Consider the following 26,213-nt stretch of genomic DNA (forward strand, 5'->3'; position numbering starts at 1 on the left):
CAAAAAACGGACGTGGAGGCAAGCGTAAGACTACCGTCAAGGCAGCAGCAGCCGATGAGACGTCAACCCGCCGAGGGGCTACGGCTCGGTAGGAATCCCCGTGCCTTTAGGCCGGGGAGGATGTCAATGCGATGTATCCAACCATTAATAGTAAAGCGACTGTCTGCAAAAGTTTTAGATGGACAACTTACTGGCAAAACTTCGTGTAGATAACTACTGAAGAAAAAGACAATACTATTGTTTTTTGGCTCTATGGTTTTAAATGTATCAGCTGTTGAATAATATTTTCCCTGAATTTTACTGTCGTAAATTCTTAAATTTCCACCTGTAAATGCTTTGGGTTGTTGATAAAAATAGTAAACATAAGTAATAACTCTCGTATCAACAGGATATTGATTATCAACATGAGTTTTATAGAAGTTCCGGTCGTTATGAGCTGTTAACTGAGTTTCAAATTTACTAATTGAAAATTCCGGTACATTTAATTTGGTGAATACATCTGGCAAAATTTCTTGAATTTTTTTAACAATTAATTCCTCGAATTTAGCAAAAGATTGCAATACTAAAGCACGTCGATTTTCCTGATTTTTCAACCTATTTGTGGCTGACTCATTCGATACTACTGCCGGGACAAAATCTGATTCTTTTGGCAACACATAATTCAATAATTGTTGATTTTCTGAATGACTGAGGAAATTCTCTTTAAGAAAATAATGAGATTCTAAAATTTCTATTTGAGGAGTTGGGTCTGGGTCAGTTTTGATATTTGGTTGAGTTTGTTGTATTTCAATGTTAGCCATTTTGTAACTCATGTGAAATTAGTAATATCATGTTTGGTTGAATCCTTATAAATAACTGTTGTGAGGAGTCAGGAAGTAGGGGCGAATGGCCATTCGCCCGTACAGGAGGGAAGGAGGGAAGAAAGGAGGAAAAGAGGAAATATTGGAGAATAGTATTGATAATTTCAGTATTTCTTTGGTACTGTCGGTACCCGGAGTCCTTAAATTTTATTTATAGCTGATGGCTGATAGCTGACGGCTGTTTGCGCAGCATTCGGTAGGAAATGCTTATTTACAATGTATCCAACCATTAACAGTAAAGCGACTATCTGCAAAAGCTTGAGACGGACAACTTATTGGCAAAACTTCGTGTAGATAACTACTGAGAAAAAATACAATACTATTGTTTTCTGGTTCTATGGTTTTAAATGTATCAGCTGTTGAATAATATTTTCCCTGAATTTTACTATCGTAAATTATTAAGTTACCACCTGTAAATGCTTTAGGTTCTTGATAACAATAATAAACATAAGTGACTGTTCTCGTATCAATTCCAGGATGTTTATTATCAATATGAACCCCATAAAAGTTCCGATCGTTATAAGCAGTTAACCTATTTTCAAATTTACCAATTGGAAATTCGGGAATATTTAATTTGGCGAATACATCTGGCAAAATTTCTTGAATTTTTTGAACTATTAATTCCTCGAATTGAGGGAAAAATTGTAAGAGTAAAGGACAATGTTGATTTTCATCAATATTTGACCTATTTGTGGTTGAATAATTTGATACTACAGTAGGGATAAAATCTGATTTTTTTTGCAACGCATAATTCAGTAATTGCTGATTTTCTGAATGGCTGAGGAAATTTTTTTTAAGTAAATAGTGAGATTCTAAAATTTCTGTTTGAGGAGTTGGTGTAGGGTTAGTTTTGATATTCAATTGAGTCTTTTGTATATTAGACATCTCCAGAAAAGAGTGAATAGGGAACAGGGAACAAGTATGGAGAGGATAGTAATTGATAATTTATCGATAAGAATTGATTTTATTTTTGATTATTGGAGATGTCTATTGATGTTAGCCACTTTTTACTTAATTGTAAAATTAATCAGCTTGGTCTTACGCAAAGACACTCCGATATATAGTGTTTTCAACTCAAAAAATCCGGTGTTACTGAATAAGGAGATTATATATAGGAACTTATTGACATCTCCAGGGGTTGAAACACCCTGGATTCCGTGGTTAATCCACCGCAAATGGGATGAATCCACATTTGCTTAAAGCCTGTCAACAGACTTCTAAACTCCTCGACATAGACCGAAATCTAGCTGTGAGTCTACTTTTTTTTAGCTTTCACGAGTGGTTTTACTCAATATGTTGGAGCAATCTTCTCGCTGCTCTAGCTGCCTGCTTGCTTTTCCTGCGGAATGCTACGCAAACAGCCGTCGTAAGAAATTAATTCCCCGTCTCCTGTCCGCCGGAATTTCACCGCAAAGCGCGATCTTGTCATGGCGACAAACCTTGTTCCTTATTCCGCTAGTATACCAGACTTTTACGCCGCTTTATTACCCGCGCGTCGTTATTCAACCAGGGGATAAATCTTCCGGGAACTTTCCTCCCGCCATTTTTTATGTTTCTCAAATCAGCAACACCTCAATCAAGAACCGAAAATTATTAATTTTACTTATCCAGGACTTACGCATTTTTCCGACAAAAACACCATATATACCATAGTACTATAGTTTTTATCTACTATATGTACTGCCTTTGCGTAAGTCCTGTTATCGTAAAAATTTGCCTAATTTTTCGCTAATTTCCTACTGGTGCAGGAGGTCCTGGAGGACCGGGGATTCTCAATTCACCTTCTACTGGAGCAGGAGGTCCTGGAGGACCGGGAATTCTCAATTCACCTTCTACTGGAGCAGGGGGTCCTGGAGGACCAGGAATTCTCAATTCACCCTCTACTGGTGCAGAAATGCCTGGGGGAGCGGGAATTTGCGAATCATCCTCTATAAATGGGGTGAGCTTATCCAAAACTGTTAGGTGGACCATTTTTTAACTCCGTTTAGAATATTCGAGCTTGAGATTATGAGTTGAGAAATACCGACACAATAGGTCATAAAGTGACAAATTGATCTTCACTTGCTGCTTCTACTAAAATCGTCGGCTATTACTCATCCATCTGAATTTCAGAAAGAGCATTTGTGTGATGATTTTACTCTATTTTGTTTTTTTGTCAAGATAATATTTCAATTTCAATATAAAAATATTAAGGAGTCAGTTAGAGGAGTTAAGAATAATTAAGTATTCAAGCGGACATGATATAGTCCTCAGCTTTACTCAGATTATAGAACTTTTATAGAACTTGATAATTGTCCTAACAAAACCTGCAATTGCTATGGCAAAGAAAAACCTGATTCTCCTACGGGATAACTAACTTTGAGTAAGTATTATATATAGTCAAAGTTAGTCAGAATAAAAAATAAAATGTGTGGAATTGTTGGTTATATTGGCACCCAGTCAGCAACAGAAATTTTACTATCAGGACTGGAAAAACTAGAATATCGAGGCTATGATTCTGCCGGATTGGCCACTGTTTGGGAGGGGCAAATTAAATCTATTCGGTCTAAGGGTAAACTACACAACCTACGAGAAAAATTGGCAGAAGTGGAAATGCCAGCTAATATTGGTATTGGTCATACTCGTTGGGCGACTCATGGTAAACCGGAAGAATATAATGCTCATCCTCATACTGACGATACTGGACGAGTGGCAGTAGTTCAAAATGGGATTATTGAAAATTACCGGGAGTTACGCAAAGAATTAGAAGAGCGGGGACATAAATTTATTTCTGATACTGATACGGAAGTTATCCCCCACTTGATCGCGGAATTTTTATCTAATTTTACTGAAGGCAACAGGGAAGCATTTTTAGAAGCTGTACGTCAGACTGTGAATAAACTGGATGGAGCATTTGCGATCGCTGTTATTTGTGCAGACTATCCCAATGAACTTATTGTTGCTAGACAGCAAGCACCTATATCTATTGGTTTAGGACAAGGAGAATTTTTCTGTGCTTCTGATACTCCTGCTCTTGTATCCCATACTCAAGTTGTTGTCACTTTAGAAAATGGTGAAATAGCTCGTTTAACACCTCTGGGGGTGGAAATTTATAACTTTGCAGGCGATCGCTTGAATAAAATACCCCGTATTCTTAACTGGAGTCCGACTTTAGTTGAGAAAAATATTTTTAAACATTTTATGCTCAAGGAAATTCACGAGCAACCAAATGTTATCCGGGGTTGTTTAGAAACTTATATTAATAGTGATTGGGATATTAATAACGATCGTATTTCTCCGACTAATTTAGAATTATCCCCTGCTCTATATCAAGATTTAGAACAAGTTGAAATATTTGCCTGTGGTACGAGTTGGCACACTAGTTTAATTGGGAAATATTTATTAGAACAATTAGCAGGAATTTCAACTACAGTTAATTATGCTTCAGAAGCTCGTTATGCACCTTCTCCTCTGAGAAAAAATACTCTGATAATTGGTGTTACTCAATCTGGAGAAACAGCAGATACTTTGGCAGCTTTGGCAATGGAAAAACAACGGCGTTTAGATAAACCAGCCGAATTTTCATCAAGGTTGCTAGGAATTACTAATCAAAGTGAAAGTTCTATTGCTAGTGTAGTAAATCAAATTATTGATATTCGAGCAGGTATTGAAATTGGTGTAGCTGCAACTAAAACATTTGTGGCACAGGTAATGGCATTTTATTTATTTGCTATAGAATTAGGTTGGCGAAAAAAATATTTATCTGGTGAAAAAATCGCAGAAATTGTTAATGGTTTGCGACAGATACCTGCACAAATGGAACAGATATTAGAAACTCAAGATAGCCAAATAGAAGATTTTGCTCACCAGTTTAATGATACTCAAGATTTTATCTTTGTGGGTCGAGGAATTAATTATCCAATTGCTTTAGAAGGCGCTCTAAAACTGAAAGAAATTAGTTATATTCATGCCGAGGGATATCCAGCAGGTGAGATGAAACATGGTCCGATCGCTTTGTTGGATGATAAAGTGCCTGTAGTTGCGATCGCTATGCCTGGTTTAGTATATGAAAAGGTGCTTTCTAATGCTCAGGAAGCTAAAGCGAGGGATGCACAGTTAATTGGGGTGACTCCTGAAAGTACGGAGGCGGATGTGTTTGATAATGTGTTGGCGGTGCCTGCTGTGGATGAGTTATTGTCGCCGATGTTGACAGTTATTCCTTTGCAGTTGTTAGCGTATCATATTGCTGCTCATCGTGGTTTGGATGTGGATCAGCCACGGAATTTGGCGAAGTCGGTGACTGTAGAGTAACGTTTCAGTGAACAGTTATCAGTATTTTCTGTGGAAATACTTGATTTTTAATCTCACCAAACTCCCCTTCTCAGTTATCAGTATCTTTTGTGGAAATACTTGATTTTTAATCCCCCCAAACCCCCTTTCAAAGGGGGGCTTAATAATTTATATTTACAGGGTAAATTTATTAAAATTCAAATGGTATGAGTAGACCACAAAGTAGGGAGGTTGGATATAATTAGGACTTACACAAAGTATTCAATAAACCCGGTTTATTGTCGCTATTTTTTTGTTAAAACCACGAAATTTCCGCAAATAAACCCGGTTTCTCCGTAAGTCCTATTTATAGATAGGAAATGGGTTCTATAATGATTAGGATTTAATCAGCTCTCCAAATTTTTTTGGAACTCTAAGTTAAGAAATAGAAGTATATCACCAAGGTTAATTCCAATTGTGATAAATGCGGGTAAGGTTTCTGAAAGTACGGACACCCAAAAAGCGTTCATAAAAGGAATGGTATCCAAGAATTGACTAAAGACTGTTTGTAATCCAATAGATATTAAACCCACTAAAAAACTGAAGAAGAAGACTCTCCACCAATTACCTTCAACTATAGAGCGACTATAAAGGAAAGAGGCTTCCCCCTTTTGGTCTCGGAGAATAAAAGCAAGCCCATAATATCCATTATTGATGAGATAAATTATTCCTGGTATTAAAAGTAGTAGACATCGGAGAAAATAATTAATCCAAAACCTAAAACTTAATAAAAATAGAGGAACTAAGCTCGCAAATATTTTTTTTACAACACTTTTATAATTGGTATTTCTTTCGTGAACATAATTATCTGTAATAACTGATACGGCTGTGTAATAGATATAACTTACAAGAATGAAAAAAATCAAAAAAACATAATAAAATGCTAAAAATAATCCCGAAGGACTATTTTGAAGCTCAGTTGTCAAAGCTGACATAATTATCGAGAAAGGCAAACTTATTGTACAAAAAAGCAGTAGGATAGGTTTCAAGTTTTTCAGATAAACATCAAACCCCATAGAGATTAATTCTATTAATCCAAGTTTCCTACTTTTAAGTTCAGAGAGAATACTAATTTTTAATTACTCCATATATAGTTAAGGTTATTGAGACAGTAAATAATACGAAAGTATGTGTATTCTAACTGGGGGTTTATATTTCCTTTGACTGGATATTTTTTTGCCTCCTAACTTTAAATTGATGATAACAATACTACCTGGAAAATATTTTTATAAAAGTGCTGAATATCTTGATATTACAGAGTTATGAGTGGAAAAAAACTGATTTTTTTTGTCAAAAAAGGAAAATTTAGTCATGTTAAAACACTTAGATAAAATCACTTTTTATCCTAAAATAATGACAGGAAAAGCTTGTATTCGAGGAATGAGAATACCTATTTCTTTAATTCTTAATTTAGTTGCTAATGGGAAACCTAATCAGGAAATTTTAGAAGAATATCCCGATTTAGAATTAGAGGATATTAAACAATGTTTGTTTTATGCTGTTTTGTTAGCTGAAGAAAGAGTTATTTCTATTGAAAAAAAGCAGGAGTTAGAATCGGTAAAATGAAGTTTATAGCAGATATGAGTATTTCTCAAAGAACTGTAGTCCAGACTTAACTCTTTCGCCTCGACAAACCTTAGCGCAAGAAGTTTGGGATATTCGCTCTATTTATCTTTTTCAAGGATTATATAATACAGATATTAGAAAGCATCTACAAGAACTAATTAAACTTAATAAAACAACTTGGTTAACCTTTTTTGATAAAGGAGTTATCAGCTTATGAATTTAATAAAAATCTTACAAGAAAATCGTTTAATGAAAACACCTCAAGAAATCAATATATTTGAGGAAACTTTAGAAAAAATCGCTAAACATCCTAATGATGAAAATTTAATATTAGAACGGGAGCAAGATGCTCCCACTGGCTATACCGTTACAATGTACTACTAACTAAAATTGTAGGGGTAAACAGCCGTTTACCCCTACAGACGGTAGAAATTATATTCTAGCATGTCCGGATAATCAGTGAGAACAAAAATATTATTCCTTTGAACCTTTCTTTCCTTTCTGTCTTCTGCCTTCCTTCTACCAAAATCTAATTACTCAACCGGACATGATATCAGTTAAATTCAGATCTATTGAAAAGACCATAAAAAGTCTTGACCTGTACCTGGTCGATACCAGAGAATATCAGAGAAGACATTGCCGTTAAAGTCTCCAGTTATTGGGGTATAAGTTCCGTTAACTGTGAAAGGACTGCTCTCAAAAGTACCGTCGGAATTGAAAGACCAGACAAAATCTTGACCTGTACCTGGTCGATACCAGAGAATATCTGTAGTACCACTAGCATCAAAGTCTCCAGCTACTGGGGTGTAAGTACCATTTACTGTAAAAGGACTGCTCTCAAAAGTACCGTCGGAATTGAAAGACCAGACAAAATCTTGACCTGTACCTGGTCGATACCAGAGAATATCTGTGGTACCACTAGCATCAAAGTCTCCAGCTACTGGGGTGTAAACACCGTTAACGGTGAAAGGACTGCTCTCAAAAGTACCGTCGGAATTGAAAGACCATAAAAAGTCTTGAGCTGTACCTGGTTGATACCAGAGAATATCTGTAGTACCACTAGCATCAAAGTCTCCAGCTACTGGGGTGTAAACACCGTTAACGGTGAAAGGACTGCTGGTACGATTTCCATCCTTATCAAAGAACCAGATGAAATCCTGGCCTGACCCTGGTCGATACCACAGAATATCTGAGGTGCTATCACCGTTAAAATCTCCTACTATCGGCGTGTAAGTACCATTGACGGTGAAAGGACTACTCTCGTAAGTATTGTCAGAGTTGAAGAACCAAATGAAATCCTGACCTGACCCTGGTCGATACCAGAGAACATCTGTATTGTTGTCCCCATTAAAATCACCAGGGATGGGTTCATATTCCCCATTAATTGTGACTGGGGTGCTTATGTAGGATGGTTCTGATGACGTTGTAGTAGATATTGAAATCGTTTCAGTGATCGTATTATTTAATTCGTCAGTCTCAGCAACAAAATCAAAACTGTCAACGAGCATACCGATCTGATAATCTGCATTCTCATCCCAAGAGAACTCATTTATAGTAGGTAGGAAAAAACTTTCACTTAGTACTCCAGTATTACTGTTTCCTGGCAAACCTTCTATCCAGGTAAAACCAAGCAGATAGTCTTCCTGTGGATCGATATCACCATCCTCGGATAAGAAGAAGTCTACCCAGAAACCAGTAGCATCATCGCTACCAGTATTTTCTACGGAGAAGTCAATATCAATAGAATCACCAGGACCAACTTCTTGTGAAGTTATTGCAAAGACATCACTAGATAGATCTATTTGGTCTTCAAAGGTAGAGAGAATCAGTTCGAGATTAATATTACCAATGTCACCATCGAATCCATCCACTGCAATGTTGTAGGTTTCACCTCCAACTACATCAAAGATAATCTCACTCTGGAGACCGTGGTTTACACTATCATCATTGCTATCTACCTCAGTTAAGTTAAAGAGGGATGAACCAGTATAAGCTGCAAGTATTGTATCAAAATCGCTACCGCCAGTATTGACAGTTAAAGTACCATCACTAGGAGCAGTCCAACTCCACCACAGAGAAGCACCGCCATCATTTCCAGCATGAAGAGGTTCTGCTGACTCTACAGTTGCATTCTCATTCGTAGCTGTTTCATTAACCTCTGAACCGCTTAAAGAAATCCTGTCAGCAAAGTCATCATTGGCTAGGGTATTCGTCTCTAAGAACAAAGCTAACTCAACATTACCTGCTGCTCCATCAAATCCATCCACTGCAATTTGATAGTTAGTTCCCGCTACTGCTTGGAAAGCAATTTGGCTTTGAAGACTACTACTATCGTCATTGCTAGCAATTTCAGTTAAGCTCGAGACTGAGGAACCTGTGTAGGCTGCCAAAATGGTGTCAAAATCGCTACCAAAGGTATCAATAGTTACTAATCCTGAACTAGGAGCTGTCCAATTCCACCATAGGGAATGACCGCCATCATTTCCAGCATGAAAAGGTTCTCCGAATTCTATGGAAGCGTTGATGGTACTGGCAGTTGCATTGTCAGAAGTACCATTGAGGGTAGCACTGTTAGCAAAATCATCGTTAGATATCTCTGATGTTGCTAGGTCTAAATCTAAAACAATATTACCCTGATCACCAGAAAATCCATCCACTGCAATTTTATAATTTGTCCCCCCAACAACTTCAAAAGTTACCTGACTTTGTAATCCATCACCGCCATCATCGTCACTGGCAACTTCAGTTAGGTCTGACACAGAAGAACCTGTATAAATCCCTAATATCGTATCAAAATCACTGCCATCAGTCCCTATAGTTACTGAACCAGAACTGGGTGCAGTCCAATCCCACCAAACAGAACTACCACCATCATTTCCAGCATGAAAAGGTTCTCCTGATTCTCTGGTAGCATCAATATTAGTGCCAGTAGTGCTAGCAAATGAACCACTTAGAGAAATACTGTTAGATAAGTTATCGTTTTCGGGCACTATTGTTTCCAGTGAAAGGTCGAGATCAATATTGCCTGTGCTATTGGAATATCCATCTACGGCAAAATGATATGTAGTTCCTTCCGTCACATCAAAGACTATTTGACTTTGGAGACCAGAATTACTATCTTCATCAAAAGTGTCGTCGTTACCAGTAATTTCAGTTAGATTAGATACAGAAAAACCTGTATAGGCAGCTAATACAGTATCAAAGTCACTGCCGAAAGTATTGACTGTCACTTCCCCAGAAGTAGGAGCTGTCCAACTCCACCAAACAGAATTATTTTCTCCAACAGAAGTAACGTGATTTGGTTCCCCAGACTGTTCGGTAGCATCAACATTTGAACCAAAGTCGCTATCTGATGTACCAAACAAGATTTCGCTATCTAGGAAATTATCGTTGTCAGGTCGAGTAGTTTCTACCTCTAATGCAGCACCTAGATTAAGTCTGGGTTTAGTAATTCCGTTGCGGTGGTCTGTAATTGGGTCGCCAGAATTGAGCATCCGTTGCAGAATTTGGTCTGGACTTTCATCGGGGAAGGCTGCAGATAAGACCGCAACTGCTCCAGCAACGTGGGGTGCTGCCATGGAAGTCCCAGAATAATTAGCTAACCCCCCAGCAGTAATTCTAGACCCAGGTGCGAGTATGTCTAGAAATTGGGCACTGTTGGAGAAAATTGCTACTCGATCTGGTTCAGCGTTATCGTTTCCATAAGTGCCTGTGTAGTCATAGGTCGCGCCAACAGATACCGCACTTTCAACAGCCGCAGGCCATGAAATCCCATCGGTATATCCATTATTCCCCGAAGCAACAAGACTGAGAATGCCTGCTGATTTTGCCTGGGCAATGGCTTGACCTAGAGAAGAGCTATTATCTGAGAGTGGATCTGTATTTTTTTGGCTACCACCAAGACTCATATTGATGGCTTCAATATTGTAGGTATTTTTGTTTGCTATCGCCCAGTCAACTGCTTCTACAATATCTTGTTCAGAAGCTAGGCCATTAGATCCAAAAACATCTAGCGCAGCAATATCCGTATCGGGTGCAACTCCCGCAACAATGGCACTCACATTAGTTCCATGACCATCATCATCACTAACACCATCATTAGGGGCAAAGTCTTGAGCTACTACTACTCGACCCTGAAGTCCTGGAGCATTTGGATCGGCACCTGTATCCAGAACGGCAACAGTTGTACCTTCTCCAGTATATCCTCCTGCTTCTGCTTCTGGTTGATCGATTATGGGTAGACTTTCTACTAGGGATTTTTCCAGGGTTTCGGGAATTGTAGCTTGTAAAACATCAGGATTTTCTAGTAGTTCCTGCAAAGCTGCTTCTGACTCAAACCGAACGAAAGAAATTCCCAAGTTTGCATACTCTTTTATGATTCCAAATCCTCCTGGTAAATCAGAGAATACTTCTTCTTTAAGTTCTGCCAGCAATTCTGCTTTGTATGCCAAAATTTCGTCGCTACCTGCCTCTAAACCTTCCTGGACCATTCGAGCTTCTACCAGTGCATCAACTTCACTGGTGTCTAATGAGACTAAAAGTTCTTGGGCCTCACCATCGGCGATCGCTTCTAAAACCTCTGGCGATACTTTCTCTTCTGGTTCTAATGAAGCAATACTACTTGGTGTATCTATGAATTTTCCTTCTGGTGGAATATTTACGACATCTGTTTGAGATTTTTCTCCATCATCAGCATCTACTATTTTCTCTTCTTTGGGTAAAGTAACATCAGTGGGTTTTTCTGGTGAATTCTCTGAAGATTCTTCTGTGGGTAAACCTGTTAACAAATCGGCGTTTTCTGTTCCAAGGTCTTTTTTTAAATCCTCCTGTTCAAACCTACCTACAATTACTGCTTTCTCATCTGTAGAGCTTTGGTCAGTTGCATTTCCTCGGTCACTAAATGAATTTTCAAAATTGATATTACTTTTTAGTAGAATATCATCATCCTCTTCAACATTTAACACAGGAGGTAAATTGGTATCCCCATCAGAAGCTGAAAATTTATCTAAGGGAATATTAGGTTGTTCTCCTACAACAAAATTATAGTTGAGAGGAGATTCTGGTTCATTTAAAGGGCCATATAGTTCTGTTGTTTCTGCCATTTTCCTAAAAATTTACTAATTGCTAATACTTTTACTTTTATTTCTAGTTACTTCTAGCTTATGCAATGCCATAGTATGGGTTAAATAGCTAGAATGAAGGTCAATATATCAGTTTAAACCGTCAAACTTACGATGAAATTAACTCCTAATATAGCACTACCTTCTTTGGCATTTGACAATAAATCTGGGTTGTTTGCACAGCATTCTGGTAGGAAAAGGCAACAGCTTTCTTATGGCAATAGGCAACAGAGGAATATCAAACGCCTTAGAGGTTGTTTGTCAAGAATTATGAAGTGTTTTTACCCCTCAAAAATTGGGTATTTCAGCCTATAAAGTCTGGGATAAATAACCAAGTTGTTACAGTTTAAAGCTCAATCATTGTACATTACAAAACTTTACAAAAAGTCTCTTAATGCGTAGCGCTATATAAATTTACTTTTTATCTCCAAGCAAATTATCTCTGATTACGGAAAATCATAATTTTTGAATTCTAAATACCCTGAGATTTCAATTGTTTTACTTATTTTTAGAATGAGGGTAGATATCTAAAATACTGTTATTTATCTTTTTCTTTTGGGTTTAATGCCTCACCGTCTACACAGTGTTTACAATTGGTTGGGGTTTGAGTCCCCATTCACTTTTTCCTTTTTCCTTCTTCCTTCTTTAATGTGATTTTTATGATTACTTAATTTTTTTCAGTTGAGCAGGTATAAAAGTTGTTAATATCTGAATCAATAAAATTATTTTAGGGTTAGCTAACTGACAAATACTTGACATTTTGAGTAAAAGAATGTATTGTACTATTAATCTCCACAACAACAGCCCTATTTGTTCGCACTTTAGGGCTGTTTTTTATGTCTTTATACTAAAACTCTAAAACTTATTCTATTTATGCAACTAATATCTCGTAAATCACCTAGATGGTTTATTGTTGGCATAGCGAGCATATTTATATTTTCAATCATGCTCAGATTCTGGCAACTAGGTCGTTTTAATACTCTCGTTTTTGACGAGGTTTATTATGCTAAATTTGCCAACAACTACCTAACTAAAACTGATTTTTTTAATGCCCACCCCCCACTCAGTCAATATATTATTGCTATTAGTATTTGGGTAGGTTCTCATCTGCCGTTCGGACAAGAAATAGTTAATAATGAAACAGGTTCTACTTTAGCTCCTTGGACTTATCGATGGGTAAATGCTTTAACTGGTTCATTTATTCCAGTAGTAGTGGGAGCGATCGCTTATCAATTAACTCGGCGTCAAAGCTATGGTTTTATTGCAGCTTTACTCATTGCTTTGGATGGATTATTTTTAGTTGAATCTCGCTACGCTTTAAATAATATTTATCTAGTAATTTTTGGATTATTAGGTCAGTTATGTTTAATTATTGCTTTGCAAGATTGGCAATTGAAACAAAACATTTGGTTGGCTTTAGCCGGAATAAATTTTGGTGCAAGTGCGGCGATAAAATGGAATGGTTTAGGATTTTTACTCAGTATTTATTTACTCTGGATATTTGCCTGGGTAATTGAATTTTTAGCTCCCCCAAAAAAGTCTAATTTTATATCTCCTTTGCGAAATTTAGCTCGAATAAATCTGCTTAAATTTACTTTCAACTTATTTTTTATTCCCATCATAACCTACAGTTTACTCTGGATTCCTCACATTATTCTCAATCCGAAATATGGATTTTGGGAAATGCAAAAACAAATTTTCAGCTATCATCAAAGAATTGGTAGTGGACCCGATACTCATCCTTATTGTGCTCAATGGTTTACTTGGCCATTGATGATTAGACCTGTGGTTTATTTCTATAAAAATACAGGGTTATTAGATAAACCTGAACCTTCTTTACCACCATTACCTTCAGATATTGGAAATCCAAAAGTTAATCCGCTAATTTATGATGTTCATGCTATGGGAAATCCCGCTCTTTGGTGGTTATCAGCAGTAGCAATTTTATCTTTAGTGTTAATATTAATTAACCGCATCTGGGATTGGGAAAAAAAACGAAAAGCTAGACGTAATAAAATTGTCACCAAGGCAAAAGTGAAATTTATTCCTGCCTCAGAAATGTGGTTTTTACTATATTTATTATTAAATTGGTTCGCCAATTTTTTACCTTGGTCAAAAGTGACTCGTTGTACTTTTATCTATCATTATATGGGTGCTGCTGTGTTTGCTATTTTGGCACTTGCTTGGTGGCTTGATAAGTGGTTAAATAATAGACAAGTTCATCTTAGAGCAATAGGAGTTACAGTTATTTTTATCATTTTATTTGCTTTTGTTTTTTGGATGCCTGTTTATTTGGGATTACCTATATCTCCACAAAATTGGCAGATGAGGATGTGGTTTCATTCTTGGATATAATATAGCAATCCTATTTAAGTTGTAATATTTTGGTAGCAGTTAGGAGTCAGGAGTCAGGAGTCATAATTTTAAAGATTTTCAGTTCAAATTAACTATTATCAAAATTTTCATAACCAATGAGCGGATTGCTATATTAGGTTTTAGGTTGTGAATATCAGGAAATTAGTTTCCCAAATTTTATTAGTTATTGTTGATATTATTAGAGCTTGCTTGATATAAACTGCCAAATAAATGACTAATATTAATATCAAGTTATTTTCAAGACTTATATAGTGTTTTTATTTGAGATATAAATATAGATTGAGGTTTTTTCTAAGAAAAAAAGCGCTGTTTTGAGTCCCTTGTATCCTGTATATCCTGGTGTTTGTTACTATTTAATTTTGCTTTCCCTCCTTTACCGAAAAATTAAGGTATAAAGCCTCTCCATTCATGGATAAAAAAGCGGTCGTTTGCTTTTGCTTCGCAAAACTGGCGTAACGCAACGCTGACGCGAAACGCGACAGCGGAACGGAGTTCTCTCTTCGGATCTTCCCGTAGGATGGGATGGCGCAATTCGGAGCGGCTCTGTCAAGAGCGGGTCTCCTCACCATATCCAATCGACCAAGAGAAGAAAAAAAATCCTTTTAGCCAATCCTTCTATTACATAATAGATAATTATTAATTATTAATTGTTAATTATTAATTGTTGAATATTCCCTCCATACCTTTTTCATCGCACTTTGCCTTCACATCCCAGATAAAAATACTATAAAATAAGTTATCAATCAAGGGAAAATAGTGGCGTTGTTCAACAATGAATAATGAATAATTAATAATGAATAATTACCTCTCCTTGAAAAGAAGAGGATTGACAAAGAGATGAAAATTTTTTTTTATTATCCCCTTAAAAGGGGAGGCTTTAAACCACAATTTTTCGGTAAATCAAGAGATGAAACTTTAAGAGTAATCTGTTTCTAATAGCTCTAAATATTTTATTAAAGTAAGTGATGGGCATCACCCCTAGTAGAAAATAATCTTACCAATTACCAACGCCAAAATAGTGGTACTTTGATATTTTTAACCAAAAATTCTTTCCAACCTAGTAGTAGTACAAAAAATACTTTAAAAAGCTAAAAATAGCTGTTTGCGTAACATGACTAGGAAAACCTAAATATATCAGAAAATCTTTTAATTAAAGGTAAAAAAATTGTTGTATAAGGTTTTGAGATTATTTTTAATCTATTTTTTTCTAAAGTCTCGATAGAAGAGGAAAGTTTCCAGGAATCATCTAGGAGTGTTATATTATCTTCCCATCAATTAAAGGTTAAATCTAACACCTACGACCTACCACCTACGACCTACTATCTACTACCTTCTTAAATAAAGCTCTATACACAGGTTGATCTTTAGCTAAAGTAACAATTTCTCTTTCTGATAATACTGGCAAAATATTTTTACTTAACCAATCATCAGAACTTCGAGAAAATGAACTATGAGCAGAGAAGCGTTTACACATTTCTTTTGCCACTTTTTCTACATCAGAATGGAGAAAAACTTTTCCTTCCACTGTTAAATGATTGGCTAAATCTTCGACTAATTTTGGTTGTACAACTCTGCGTATTTGATGACGTCTCTTAAACCAAGGATCGGGAAATAAAATTGAGACTCTTTGTAATATTCCCTCTGGCAAAGAATGTAATATTTTTTCCAGAGAAATATTGGCATTACAAAATAAATAGTGCAAATTATTAAAACCCTGTTCATTTAGCAAATTATTAGCTTCTATAACTAATGGTTCCCGAATTTCTAAACCGAGAAAATTCCACTCAGTTTCTGTCTGTGCCATCTGCCATAAAAATTTACCCCGACCACAACCAATATCTAAATGTAATGGTTTATTTATATCAGAATAAATATTACTAAAATTTGGTAGAGTTACCGACTCTTGATATTTACTAGAGAAAGGATTAACGTGTTGTCTTACTCTGACTCTTGCCAAAATTTATACCTCTATTTTTACGTTATAATTAGGGTTTGCTGAAAAAGTCTTTTTGCCGGGGTAGGAGACAGGAGACAGGAGACAGGAGACAGGAAAAATGGGAATGAGCGAGGAGGTAGTCGGGTATATTTGTCCCAAGATTGCTCTGCCCAACTATGAGCCTAAAATACTAACTTTTTGAGCGTTAATGACTGAAACAGGCGCACTGCAATTCGACCCCAAAAAGGCACTTGTCTTTATATATCAATGCTTTTATATTTAATCAACAAGCCCTAATTATACGATAATTCTGTAAGTTTTTACCACTAATTCAGATAGGGAGTAGGGAGTAGGGATTCACGAAGTCAGAAGTCAGAAGTCAACCCACCTCTCACCCCTCCCAGGAGGGGAAGTCAGAAGTTATTTTTGTAACGGGGATGGGTGAGGAACTCTCCAAAAATATTTCGCCTTAAAAGGCGGGGTTTTAGACCCATATTATTTTGATAAAAAAAGAATAAAAACAACTGTACCTCAGTAACTTGAGAAATGTTATATTCCTTGCTGATACTATGTAAGCATTTCCTGCGGAATGCTGCGCAAACAGCTATTAGCGGTCAGTTATTCCTACGGAATGCTGCGCAAACAGCTTTTTAATAGACATATCCAGAAAAGAGGGAGTAGGGGTAGGGTGAAAGAATTGATAATTGCTGTGCGATAATTGATTTGATTTTTTATTATTGGAGATGTCTAATGCCAAATTGATAAATTTTTGCTACAAATAGTTAGGATATTTCTTAGGAGTCAGGAGTCAGGAGTCAGAATGAATTACTTCAATACCAGTTTTGAGCTAGGAAATTCTCTTTTATGTCAAAGAGACATCTCCTTTAAAATCTTTTAATCACGCTTATTATTCGTAACATTATTTTTTCAAAATTATATAATGAATAAAGCAAGCATTCATTTAATTTATACTACATTTTTAAGCAGATATTCGTACTCTAAAGCTTTGATAAAATTGCTTTTTTATCCATGAATGGAGAGGCTTTATACCTTAATTTTTCGGTAATTATTAATTGTTGAATATCATTGTTGAATATCTATATATTATGAAACTAAATTCATCACAAATAAAAAAAATTGAGAACTTTCTAGAAAAAATTAAAAATGATACCTATCCCGAACCTTCAACCAAACTTCATAATCAAATAACTGAACAAATGTTTGATGTATGTCTAAAACAAATATTTTTACCATCAGCAGCAAAAATATTAGATATTGGTTGTGGTCAAGGTGTCGCTTTAGAGATATTTAAAAAACATGGTTTTTCACCAACTGGAATTACTCTAAATAGTCAAGATGTGGCTATTTGCCAACAAAAAGGTTATCAAGTTTATGAAATGGATCAATCTTTTTTAGAATTTGAAGATAACTATTTTGACTTTGTTTGGTGCAGACATTGTTTAGAACATAGTATTTTTCCATATTTTACTTTGCAGGAAATTTATAGAGTTATTAAACCCGAAGGTTATCTATATTTAGAAGTACCTGCTCCTGATACAAGTTGCCAACATCAAACTAATAAAAATCACTACAGTGTATTGGGAAAAACTATGTGGTTAGATTTAATTAAAAGAACAGGATTTGAAATTGTAAAAGTGTTAGATATTCAATTTAATGTGCCTATAGGTCCAGATATCTATTGGGCAATGATTCAGAGGAAAAATAGTTCGACTATAACTTCATAAAATTCTACCAAAATTATCAATATCCAATGGCAATCTAATTCCGAACAACAAGAAATAAAGCTCTCCCTAGATTCTCATAAATTTACTCAAAAATTGATGCTTGACTCTTTGCAAAAAGGGCGAGCTTATGAATCTGAAATTTTCCAATTAATTCGGAAATTTCTACAAAATTGTGACTCTTTTATTAATATTGGCGCTCATATTGGATATTATTCTGTTTTAGCTGCAAAAATAGTAGGTATTGAAGGTAAAATTTTTGCTTTTGAGTCAGAATCATCAAATTATCAAAAAATCTTAGAGAATATTAGTCTCAACAGTCTAAATAATATTAGCTTATTTAATCTTGCTGTTGGCTCAGAAACGAAACAAACACAACTATTTTTTAATCAAGATAACGATGGATGTCATGCTTTGTGGGATGTCGTTCAACAATTAATAATTAATAATTAATTATTAATTATTAACAATTACCTCTTCTTTTCAAGGAGAGGATTGACGCGGAGCGTGAAAATTTTTTCTTCTCTTGGTCGATTGGATATGGCGAGGAGACTTCCCCACCCCTCGACCGTTTTTTTCTCCTTTAAAAGAGAGGCTTTAAATCTTAATTATTCGGTAAACATCCATTCAATCAAAAAAGTTTGGATAATCAATGGATGATCAAATAATGTAAAATATTCAACAATCTACACTTGATGATATTTTAAATCAGCAAAAAGATATTGGTCAGATAAAAATGATTAAAATTGAAACTGAAGGAGCGGAGATTGATGTAATTAAAGGAGCAATAAATACACTTTGTCAATATGATGTTCCCTATATTATTTGTGAAATTAATAGATTTGGATTACAACAAATGGGAACTAATGAAACAGAATTGAGATAATTTATGGATTATTTAAAATATGAAACTTATTTAATTACCTCAGACGAAATTAATCAGCTAGTTAAGTTACCTATAGGTAAGTATTATCAAATATCCCATGTATTTAACGTTCTATTTACTAAACAAAATAAAATCATAAATCAAGAATCATAATTCAGACTTGAAAATGCACGACTTCTATCTACTTATTTTGGAAGTTTTCCCAGATTTTTGCAGTCCTGCAACCGTAATTGTATTACCGAAAAATCCTGCTCTAAAGCCTCCCCTTTTAAGGGGATAAAAAAAGCGGTCGAGAGATGGCGAGGTCTCCTCGCCATATCTAATCGACCAAGAGAAGATAATTCCGTATTTCAAGCCTCCTTATTGCAGAGGTACTGATAACTGATAACTGATAACTGAAATGACCTACTCCTTTTACCAAAAAATTAAGGTATAGTACAAATTTGAAAAAAGAATGTTACGAATAATAAGTGCGATAAAAAGATTTTGCAGGAAATGCCCCTTTGACGAAAAAGAGAATTTACGACCTAAAAACTGGTATTGAAGCAATTCCCATACGACTGCTGACTCCTGACTTCCCTGCGGGTGGGTTGACTCCTAAGAAATAGCCTAACTATTTGTAGCAAACATTTATCAAATTGGTATAAAGTATCTCCATTCATGGAGAAAAAAGAAAAAAAATTCTTTTAGTCAATCCTATTCTCTCTTCTTTATAAAAAGAGGTAATTAGTGTTTGCTGAAAAAATCTTTTTGTGGAGGGTAGGAGTCAGGAGTCAGGAGTCAGAATGAATGGGAATTATAGGGAAAGCAGTCGAAAGAATTGTCGCTCAATTTTTCTGCCCTTGTCTGCTCAAAATGTGAGTATTTTGGGCAATTCGGAGCTAAAAGCTGACACTTTTTTTGCAACAAAAAGACTAAAACCTTTATCTGTCAATGCTTTGATATTTAATCGGCAGAGCAATAATTATTAATTATTAATTGTTAATTATTAATTGAAGATAATACCTCTTGATGAATTAGCGATCGCTCTCTCAAAAAATCTATCCTTTCTGGAAACAAAGCATCCCCATTGGCATAATTTTCAATCCACATCTTACTAATTAAATTTGCATCTTCTGGCAATTCAGTTAACTCCCATCCAGGTATTTCCAACTCAGTCATTAACTGACTAACTTTCGGATCGTAACTAATAGCAAAACAACGACATTCCTCCGCAGAACCCATAATTAAACTGTGGAAACGCATACCTATTACCATTTCCACACCCCGAAAAACTCCCTTCAAAACTCTAGGGTCTTTTATACTTAAAATCTTGCTATGATTAGGCAATTTTTTATGAATAGATTCAGCAATTTTTAAATCCTTTATCGGTTGAAAAGGCAACAATAAAATAAACGCTTTAGTTGCCTTTTGAAAAGAAACCAAAGCCTGAGTTAAAATTGCTAAACGTGCCGGAGTAAGTTGTGGGTGAGGTCTCAAACAAACCGCTACTCTCGGCGCAGGTAAATCCCAAAGACCAGGGACAGAAGAACTTTCCAAAGCCCAAACTGGGTCAGGAGCTAAAGTAAAAGGAATCTCCCACTTGGCAACTATTTTTGCCGAATTGGCATCCCTGACACTAACCGCAGTACAACCCTTAAAACATTGCTTTGCCAAAAATTGGGTAGTTTGATGATGTAAAGGCCCAATACCCTGTGCCCAGGCAATTGTTTTTAAGCCCATTTTTTGAGCAATTCCCATTAGTCCGGCATAATAAAAAGGACTGGCAATACTTGTAGCATCTTGAATCAGACTTCCACCCCCCCAGATAAATACATCCGAACGTTTCATGGCCTGGAGAATAGTAAAAGTATTGAGGCGATCGCCTGCTTCGACCTGGTATTGTTTTTGAGTTGCGATGGGGTTGCCAGACAAAACATAAGGTTGAATATTATCGGGCAACATCTGCAACAAGGATGCTAATAATGCCTCATCTCCACTATTACCTTTTCCGTAGTAACCACACAAAATTGCTCGCATTTGCCTGAGTAGTTTATTCTTTTGATATAACCTTATATAACACCAAAGTTGATACTTAAATTTTCAGATTTTTTGGATATGCACGCTTTATCAATTCCTACTTGGATTATTCATATTTCTAGCGTTATTGAATGGATAGCTGCCATTTGGTTTATTTCTCTCTATGGCAATGTCACTAATAACCGTGCCTGGTATGGTTTGTCTTTTGCCATGTTACCTGCATTGGTCAGTGCGATGTGTGCCTGTACTTGGCATTATTTTGATAATGACCCAAATTTAGAATGGTTGGTTACTCTTCAAGCTTCAATGACTTTGTTGGGAAATTTTACTCTATTAGCTGCTGCTTGGTGGATATTTTCTAACAGTAAAAAGCAGGAAGAAAGTAGCGAGAGTTAATTTTTCGGTACGACACTTACTCTAGACTAGAGACTATGATTTTTTGACAAATTACACAGATTCACAAGTGAGCTATTTTTCAGCGCTCCAGATTTATATAAGTAGGTAAGTGGGAAAATTTACAACTATGTCATTGCGACTGGAACGGAGTGGAAGGAAGCAATCTCAAGGGTTTCAATTACATTAACATTTCGTTACATAGTAGAGTTTATTTGCGCCTACCTACTTATCTGTAACGTTATAGTTTTGAGAGAGTATTTAGAATACTGAGGACTGAATCTAGACTAGAGACTATAATTTTTTGACAAATTACATATATTCAGAAGTGAGTGATTTTTCAGAGCTTCAGACTATATATCTGTATATCTGTAACGTTATAGTTTTGAGAGAGTCTTTAGAATACTGAGAACTGAATCTAGACTAGAGACTATAATTTTTTGACAAATTACACAGATTCACAAGTGAGTGATTTTTCAGCGCTCCAGACTTATATATCTATAACGTTATAGTTTTGAGAGAGTCTTTAGAATACTGAGAACTGAATCTAGACTAGAGACTATAATTTTTTGACAAATTACATATATTCACAAGTGAGTGATTTTTCAGCGCCCCAGACTATATATCTGTAACGTTATAGTTTTGAAAATATATATTCAGAGTATTTGAAATACTCAACCCTGACTCTAGACTAGAGACTATGATTTTTTGACAAATTACACAGATTCACAAGTGAGTGATTTTTCAGAGCTTCAGACTATATATCTGTAACGTTATAGTTTTGAGAGAGTATTTAGAATACTGAGAACTGAATCTAGACTAGAGACTATAATTTTTTGACAAATTACATATATTCACAAGTGAGTGATTTTTCCCCGCTCCAGACTTATATATCTATAACGTTATAGTTTTGAGAGAGTATTTAGAATACTGAGAACTGAATCTAGACTAGAGACTATGGTTTTTTGACAAATTACATATATTCAGAAGTGATTGATTTTTCAGAGCTTCAGACTATATATCTGTAACGTTATAGTTTTGAGAGAGTATTTAGAATACTGAGAACTGAATTTAGACTAGAGACTATGATTTTTTGACAAATTACATATATTCAGAAGTGAGTTATTTTTCAGCATCCCACACCAGATAATCTATAACGTTATAGTTTTAAATCTGTAAATTTAGAGTCTTTGAAATACTCACTCCTGACTCTAGACTACTAGCTACTTACTAAAACAAAATTTTTTATACTCCTAAAAATATGATTTCTAAAGATACTCTATTTGCTCTTTCTCTATTTCCCTATTTAGGCTTTCTTTGGTTTCTCACTCGTTCAGGCAAAACACCCCGTTTAGCCTTAATTGGATTTTATGGCACTTTAGTATTTGTAGGCGTAACTATTCCCGCTGGAATTTATGCTAAACAAGTTTATAGTGAAGCCTTAGCAAATATTGATTGGTTACATGGTAGTGCAGAAGTATTTCTAACACTATCTAATATTTTGCTAGTGCTAGGTTTTAGGGAAGCTGTTTTAAAGAAGGAAGAGGAAGGAAGGAAGAAGGAAGAAGGGAAAACTGATTTTTAAAGAAGGAAGAAAGAAGAAGGAAGAAAAAACTCAAATCTTACTTTTTTTGTAAATAGGTTTGGAGGCAATGGGCAAATGAATCTCTTCTTACTTTTGCAAATAATTACCAAAGTATTTGTCTATAGTTATTCAGGATTAATTTTAATTTACTTCATACTCAGACTAATATTCTGGGATAAATTCTGGCTAATAGCTTTAATTGGAAATTTTATCCCTTTAATTCTTTTCCCAATATTAATTCTGCCACTTCTAGCATTTTTCATTATCAAAAAACGTTGGTTTTTGATAGTTTCATCTATTGCTTCTCTGCTGCTTATTGGTTGGTTACATACACAATATTTTTCTCCTCAAACTATTTCCGCAGCAAATACTCAATCTCTGAAAATTTTCTCCTTAAATAATAGTTGGCATAAGACTGAAACCGAAACTCTAGTAGAAATAATCAAACGAGAAAAACCAGACATTGTATTTTTACAAGAAATTACCAGAAATCATATTACAAAATCCTTTCCTAAATTAAAAGCTGAATATCCTTATCAAACCTCAGATGATATTAAAGGTTATAGAGCAGCAATTCTCAGCAGATATCCCATAGAATTTCAGGAAAATCTACACTTAGCAGGTCATTCAGAAGTTCAACAACGAGCAATTATTAAAATTAAGCAACAGCTAATAGTTATCTATAATATTCAAACAATTTCACCTTGGATTCGACTTCGGAAAATTTTACCTTTCTTGACTATTCCAGTATATGAATTTGATGAGCGATCGCTAGAAATTCAAGATTTAATAGAGCGACTAAAAAAAGAAAGTTTGCCAGTTATTGTGGCGGGTGATTTTAATATGAGCGAACAATCTCAGGATTACTATTATTTAAGACAAGTATTAAATGATTCTTTTCGAGTATCAGGAATGGGTTTTGGTTTAACTTGGCCTGCGGGTTGGCATCTGGATTTTTTGATACCAAATTCTACCTGGAAATTGAATTATCCTCTGTTTAGAATTGACTATATTTGGTATTCAAATCATTGGGTTTCTAAATCTGCTGAAGTTTTGTCAACTACAGGTTCAGACCATTTGCCTTTAGTTGCGGAATTAGTGTTGAGAAAATAGTGAAATTATTATGGTTTTTAAATTGGTTATATGTACAAGATTTAACTATTCTCACAACTAATATTTTCTGGGCAGGGTTAGCCGAAAATATTACCCCACCATTCTGAAATATAATTCCACAGAATACGGTTCAAAAATGCAGGAATTGAACCTAATACGACAGTTACTAACCAAAAATTTCTCCAAAAACTAACTCTACTAAAATATTTTTCTTTTTCCTTATTTGATGCTTCGGAAAAAAGAAGAAAACGATAAGTAGGTAATTTAATTAACCTAAGAATTAATTGAGCCAATAAAATAGAGGTAAAAACAGAAAATAAAGCAAGAGGAAATAACATAATATCCTGTTTTGAATCTATTACTTACTAAATGAAAGTGAAGAATTATCATTCAAAAATAACTTAGCTCTAAATTCTACCAACACAGATTGATTCTGCTTTGTTATTCTGTCATCAATTATTTGACGTTCTCCTCTGCCCAAAGGCAAGAAGATTCTAAATATCACTATCCAGATTTTCTCTTTCGTCGAGTCGGCTTATCTATATTGGGTTTCCCCATCCAGACAGAGGCCAGTCTCTCCAGAGATGTTACTTTCCCCGCGCCCCGGGGTAGTTGATAGTTGCTTGAGAGCAGATTGGAGAATATTAATTGCGGCATTTTCGTCCCTATCTGCTTCATAACCACAGTGGGGACATCTATGGGTTCTAGTGCTTAAAGTTTTGCTGACTTTTTTACCGCAGTTCGAGCAGTTTTGAGAAGTATTGAATGGCTCAACCGCAATAACTGGAACTCCATAAATTCTGCCAAAATATTCCAACCATTCCCTGAATTTATACCAAGCTGCATCATTAATTGATTTTGCCAAATGATGATTTTTCACCATGTTACGCACTTTTAGGTTTTCTATCGCTACCAAGTCGTTAGACCGGATGACGTGCTGTGCTGCAATGCATGCCCAATCGTTACGTCTGCGTGATACCTTGAGATGCGCTCTACCCAACCGATTCCTTGCTTTTATCCTGTTTTTGCTACCTTTTTTGGTACGAGATAAACGCTTCTGTAGCTTTTTGATTTGGCGCTCATCCTTTCTAAAAAACCGAGGATTATCGACTTGATTACCTTCAGAATCGGTGTAGAAATGATTTAAACCTACATCTAATCCCGTTTGTTTTCCTGTTAATTCTTTTTTTTCCTCCCTGGTGTGGTCAATCAAAAACTGAGCATAATAACCATCATGCCTTCTAATTATTCTGACTCGTTTAATTTGTTTGAGTTGATAATAATGAAGGTCGCGACTTCCCCAAAGTTTAAAAGTACCAGCCTCAAATTTATCAGTTAACACCAAATAACGTCTATCTTCGGACAATTTCCAACCCGAAGTTTTGTACTCTACTGATGCTCTAACCTGATACTTTTTAAACTTAGGATACCCTTTTTTACCTGGCACTTTAGCTTTACAGTTTTTGTAGAATCTTTCAATAGCTGCCCAAGCCCTCTCAGCATGAGCTTGTCTTGCCATTGAATTCAGTTTTTTTGCCCAGGGAAAATTGGGATTGTCTGCCAATACTTTGCAGTATTTGTAGGCATCGTTACGACTTTTAACTTGCCCATCCATCCATGCTTTGATGATGCTATTACGAACAAAACTACCAGTACGAATGGCCTCATCTAGCCTTTCATATTGGACTTTTTGTCCTTCTAATTTCATCTCATAAACCAGCATGGTTTGATTGTTTTTACCTACGATAATGTTGTAGCATTAAAAGCCAGAAAATGACAACTAACTTGGCAAAAAAGCCGTCTTGAAAGGACGGGGCTTTAAACCCATTTTTTTCAGTAATTAAGCTGTTCAAATCCTCCCATATCTATATCGAATGCACCTTCTACATACCCCTCAACCGACTCTGGTTTACCCAGAAGAGAAACCACAAACTCTGTAAAAGCCTCCCGATTTACAGACAGACTAATTGAAGACTTATTTCTCTCCATAGAAATATTTGGAATTTCTAGATTATCATCATCTATTTGAATAAACCCCTATAGAGTTAACTAAACCTAATTATAGAAACCATTTAACATTGCTCTCTACGCAATAAAAGAGAAAAATTCCATCCACCACCCCCAGGAATGAAACTACTATTTCTCTATACGCAATAGAAGGAAAAATTCCATCCACCACCTCCGAGAGCTTCAGCAAATGAAACTACTATTTCTCTATACGCAATAGAAGAAAAAATCTCATCCACCACCTCCGGGAGCTTCAGCAAATGAAACTACTATTGTTCAATAGTAATAAAAGGAAAAATTTC

Annotated in this window: 19 protein-coding genes; 10 read left to right on the forward strand and 9 right to left on the reverse strand. The window is 35.6% G+C overall.

The features are described from left to right. Nucleotides 1-62: 62 nt before the first annotated feature. The 3 genes from F6K23_RS32500 to F6K23_RS32510 all read right to left on the reverse strand — a co-directional run bounded on the left by F6K23_RS32500 (nucleotide 63) and on the right by F6K23_RS32510 (nucleotide 2,831). Nucleotides 63-800, reverse strand: coding sequence for a 2OG-Fe(II) oxygenase (locus tag F6K23_RS32500; protein WP_293163902.1), 738 nt, complete (start codon nucleotides 798-800; stop codon nucleotides 63-65). 267 nt (nucleotides 801-1,067) lie between these two features. Beyond that, complete coding sequence (locus F6K23_RS32505; RefSeq protein WP_293163905.1) at nucleotides 1,068-1,745, reverse strand: 2OG-Fe(II) oxygenase; 678 nt, start codon at nucleotides 1,743-1,745, stop codon at nucleotides 1,068-1,070. Nucleotides 1,746-2,588: 843 nt separating this feature from the next. After that, complete coding sequence (locus F6K23_RS32510) at nucleotides 2,589-2,831, reverse strand: hypothetical protein (RefSeq protein WP_293163908.1); 243 nt, start codon at nucleotides 2,829-2,831, stop codon at nucleotides 2,589-2,591. Nucleotides 2,832-3,266: 435 nt separating this feature from the next. Between F6K23_RS32510 and glmS the strand changes: the two genes are divergently transcribed. The 3 genes from glmS to F6K23_RS32525 all read left to right on the forward strand — a co-directional run bounded on the left by glmS (nucleotide 3,267) and on the right by F6K23_RS32525 (nucleotide 7,118). Next, a complete protein-coding gene (gene glmS / locus F6K23_RS32515) occupies nucleotides 3,267-5,150 on the forward strand; it encodes a glutamine--fructose-6-phosphate transaminase (isomerizing) (RefSeq protein WP_293163911.1) in 1,884 nt (627 codons plus the stop codon). Between the two features lie 1,329 nt (nucleotides 5,151-6,479). Continuing rightward, complete coding sequence (locus tag F6K23_RS32520; RefSeq protein WP_293163914.1) at nucleotides 6,480-6,734, forward strand: DUF433 domain-containing protein; 255 nt, start codon at nucleotides 6,480-6,482, stop codon at nucleotides 6,732-6,734. A 213-nt stretch (nucleotides 6,735-6,947) separates the two neighbouring features. After that, nucleotides 6,948-7,118 carry an Imm30 family immunity protein gene (locus tag F6K23_RS32525; RefSeq protein WP_293163917.1) on the forward strand — a complete coding sequence of 57 codons (171 nt, stop codon included), beginning with the start codon at nucleotides 6,948-6,950 and terminating at the stop codon, nucleotides 7,116-7,118. Between the two features lie 185 nt (nucleotides 7,119-7,303). Here F6K23_RS32525 and F6K23_RS32530 read toward each other — a convergent pair whose 3' ends face one another. After that, complete coding sequence (locus tag F6K23_RS32530) at nucleotides 7,304-11,836, reverse strand: S8 family serine peptidase (protein ID WP_293163920.1); 4,533 nt, start codon at nucleotides 11,834-11,836, stop codon at nucleotides 7,304-7,306. An 891-nt stretch (nucleotides 11,837-12,727) separates the two neighbouring features. On the opposite strand from F6K23_RS32530, the gene F6K23_RS32535 reads away from it, so the two are divergent. Further along, nucleotides 12,728-14,209, forward strand: coding sequence for a dolichyl-phosphate-mannose--protein mannosyltransferase (locus F6K23_RS32535; RefSeq protein ID WP_293163923.1), 1,482 nt, complete (start codon nucleotides 12,728-12,730; stop codon nucleotides 14,207-14,209). 1,330 nt (nucleotides 14,210-15,539) lie between these two features. On the opposite strand, the gene trmB is transcribed toward F6K23_RS32535, so the two are convergent. Next, entirely contained in the window at nucleotides 15,540-16,187 is a 648-nt protein-coding gene (gene trmB, locus F6K23_RS32540; protein WP_293163925.1) for a tRNA (guanosine(46)-N7)-methyltransferase TrmB, read from the reverse strand. Nucleotides 16,188-17,272: 1,085 nt separating this feature from the next. On the opposite strand from trmB, the gene F6K23_RS32545 reads away from it, so the two are divergent. The 3 genes from F6K23_RS32545 (at nucleotide 17,273) to F6K23_RS32555 (ending at nucleotide 18,794) form a co-directional block, all read left to right on the forward strand. Next, nucleotides 17,273-17,911 (forward strand): bifunctional 2-polyprenyl-6-hydroxyphenol methylase/3-demethylubiquinol 3-O-methyltransferase UbiG, encoded by a 639-nt coding sequence (locus tag F6K23_RS32545; RefSeq protein WP_293163928.1) that lies wholly within the window; start codon nucleotides 17,273-17,275, stop codon nucleotides 17,909-17,911. Nucleotides 17,912-18,007: 96 nt separating this feature from the next. Beyond that, complete coding sequence (locus F6K23_RS32550) at nucleotides 18,008-18,361, forward strand: FkbM family methyltransferase (RefSeq protein WP_293163931.1); 354 nt, start codon at nucleotides 18,008-18,010, stop codon at nucleotides 18,359-18,361. 223 nt (nucleotides 18,362-18,584) lie between these two features. Further along, a complete protein-coding gene (locus F6K23_RS32555; protein WP_293163983.1) occupies nucleotides 18,585-18,794 on the forward strand; it encodes an FkbM family methyltransferase in 210 nt (69 codons plus the stop codon). Nucleotides 18,795-19,775: 981 nt separating this feature from the next. Here the strand turns inward: F6K23_RS32555 and csaB are convergent. After that, nucleotides 19,776-20,813 (reverse strand): polysaccharide pyruvyl transferase CsaB, encoded by a 1,038-nt coding sequence (gene csaB / locus F6K23_RS32560; protein ID WP_293163933.1) that lies wholly within the window; start codon nucleotides 20,811-20,813, stop codon nucleotides 19,776-19,778. A gap of 78 nt (nucleotides 20,814-20,891) precedes the next feature. On the opposite strand from csaB, the gene F6K23_RS32565 reads away from it, so the two are divergent. The 3 genes from F6K23_RS32565 to F6K23_RS32575 all read left to right on the forward strand — a co-directional run bounded on the left by F6K23_RS32565 (nucleotide 20,892) and on the right by F6K23_RS32575 (nucleotide 23,904). Further along, nucleotides 20,892-21,209, forward strand: a complete 318-nt coding sequence (locus F6K23_RS32565) for a DUF2499 domain-containing protein (protein ID WP_293163936.1) — start codon at nucleotides 20,892-20,894, stop codon at nucleotides 21,207-21,209. Between the two features lie 1,258 nt (nucleotides 21,210-22,467). After that, nucleotides 22,468-22,791 carry a DUF3593 domain-containing protein gene (locus F6K23_RS32570; RefSeq protein WP_293163939.1) on the forward strand — a complete coding sequence of 108 codons (324 nt, stop codon included), beginning with the start codon at nucleotides 22,468-22,470 and terminating at the stop codon, nucleotides 22,789-22,791. 75 nt (nucleotides 22,792-22,866) lie between these two features. Further along, on the forward strand, nucleotides 22,867-23,904 hold the full coding sequence (locus F6K23_RS32575) for an endonuclease/exonuclease/phosphatase family protein (protein ID WP_293163942.1): 1,038 nt from the start codon (nucleotides 22,867-22,869) through the stop codon (nucleotides 23,902-23,904). A 77-nt stretch (nucleotides 23,905-23,981) separates the two neighbouring features. Here the strand turns inward: F6K23_RS32575 and F6K23_RS32580 are convergent, their stop codons facing one another. The 3 genes from F6K23_RS32580 to F6K23_RS32590 form a co-directional block, all read right to left on the reverse strand. Then, nucleotides 23,982-24,242, reverse strand: a complete 261-nt coding sequence (locus F6K23_RS32580; RefSeq protein WP_293163945.1) for a hypothetical protein — start codon at nucleotides 24,240-24,242, stop codon at nucleotides 23,982-23,984. 197 nt (nucleotides 24,243-24,439) lie between these two features. Then, entirely contained in the window at nucleotides 24,440-25,627 is a 1,188-nt protein-coding gene (locus F6K23_RS32585; protein ID WP_293163947.1) for a transposase, read from the reverse strand. A 110-nt stretch (nucleotides 25,628-25,737) separates the two neighbouring features. Continuing rightward, entirely contained in the window at nucleotides 25,738-25,893 is a 156-nt protein-coding gene (locus F6K23_RS32590; RefSeq protein ID WP_293163949.1) for a hypothetical protein, read from the reverse strand. Between the last annotated feature and the right edge of the window lie 320 nt (nucleotides 25,894-26,213).

Origin of the sequence: Okeania sp. SIO2C9, from assembly GCF_010672455.1 — a bacterium.
GTDB lineage: Bacteria > Cyanobacteriota > Cyanobacteriia > Cyanobacteriales > Microcoleaceae > Okeania.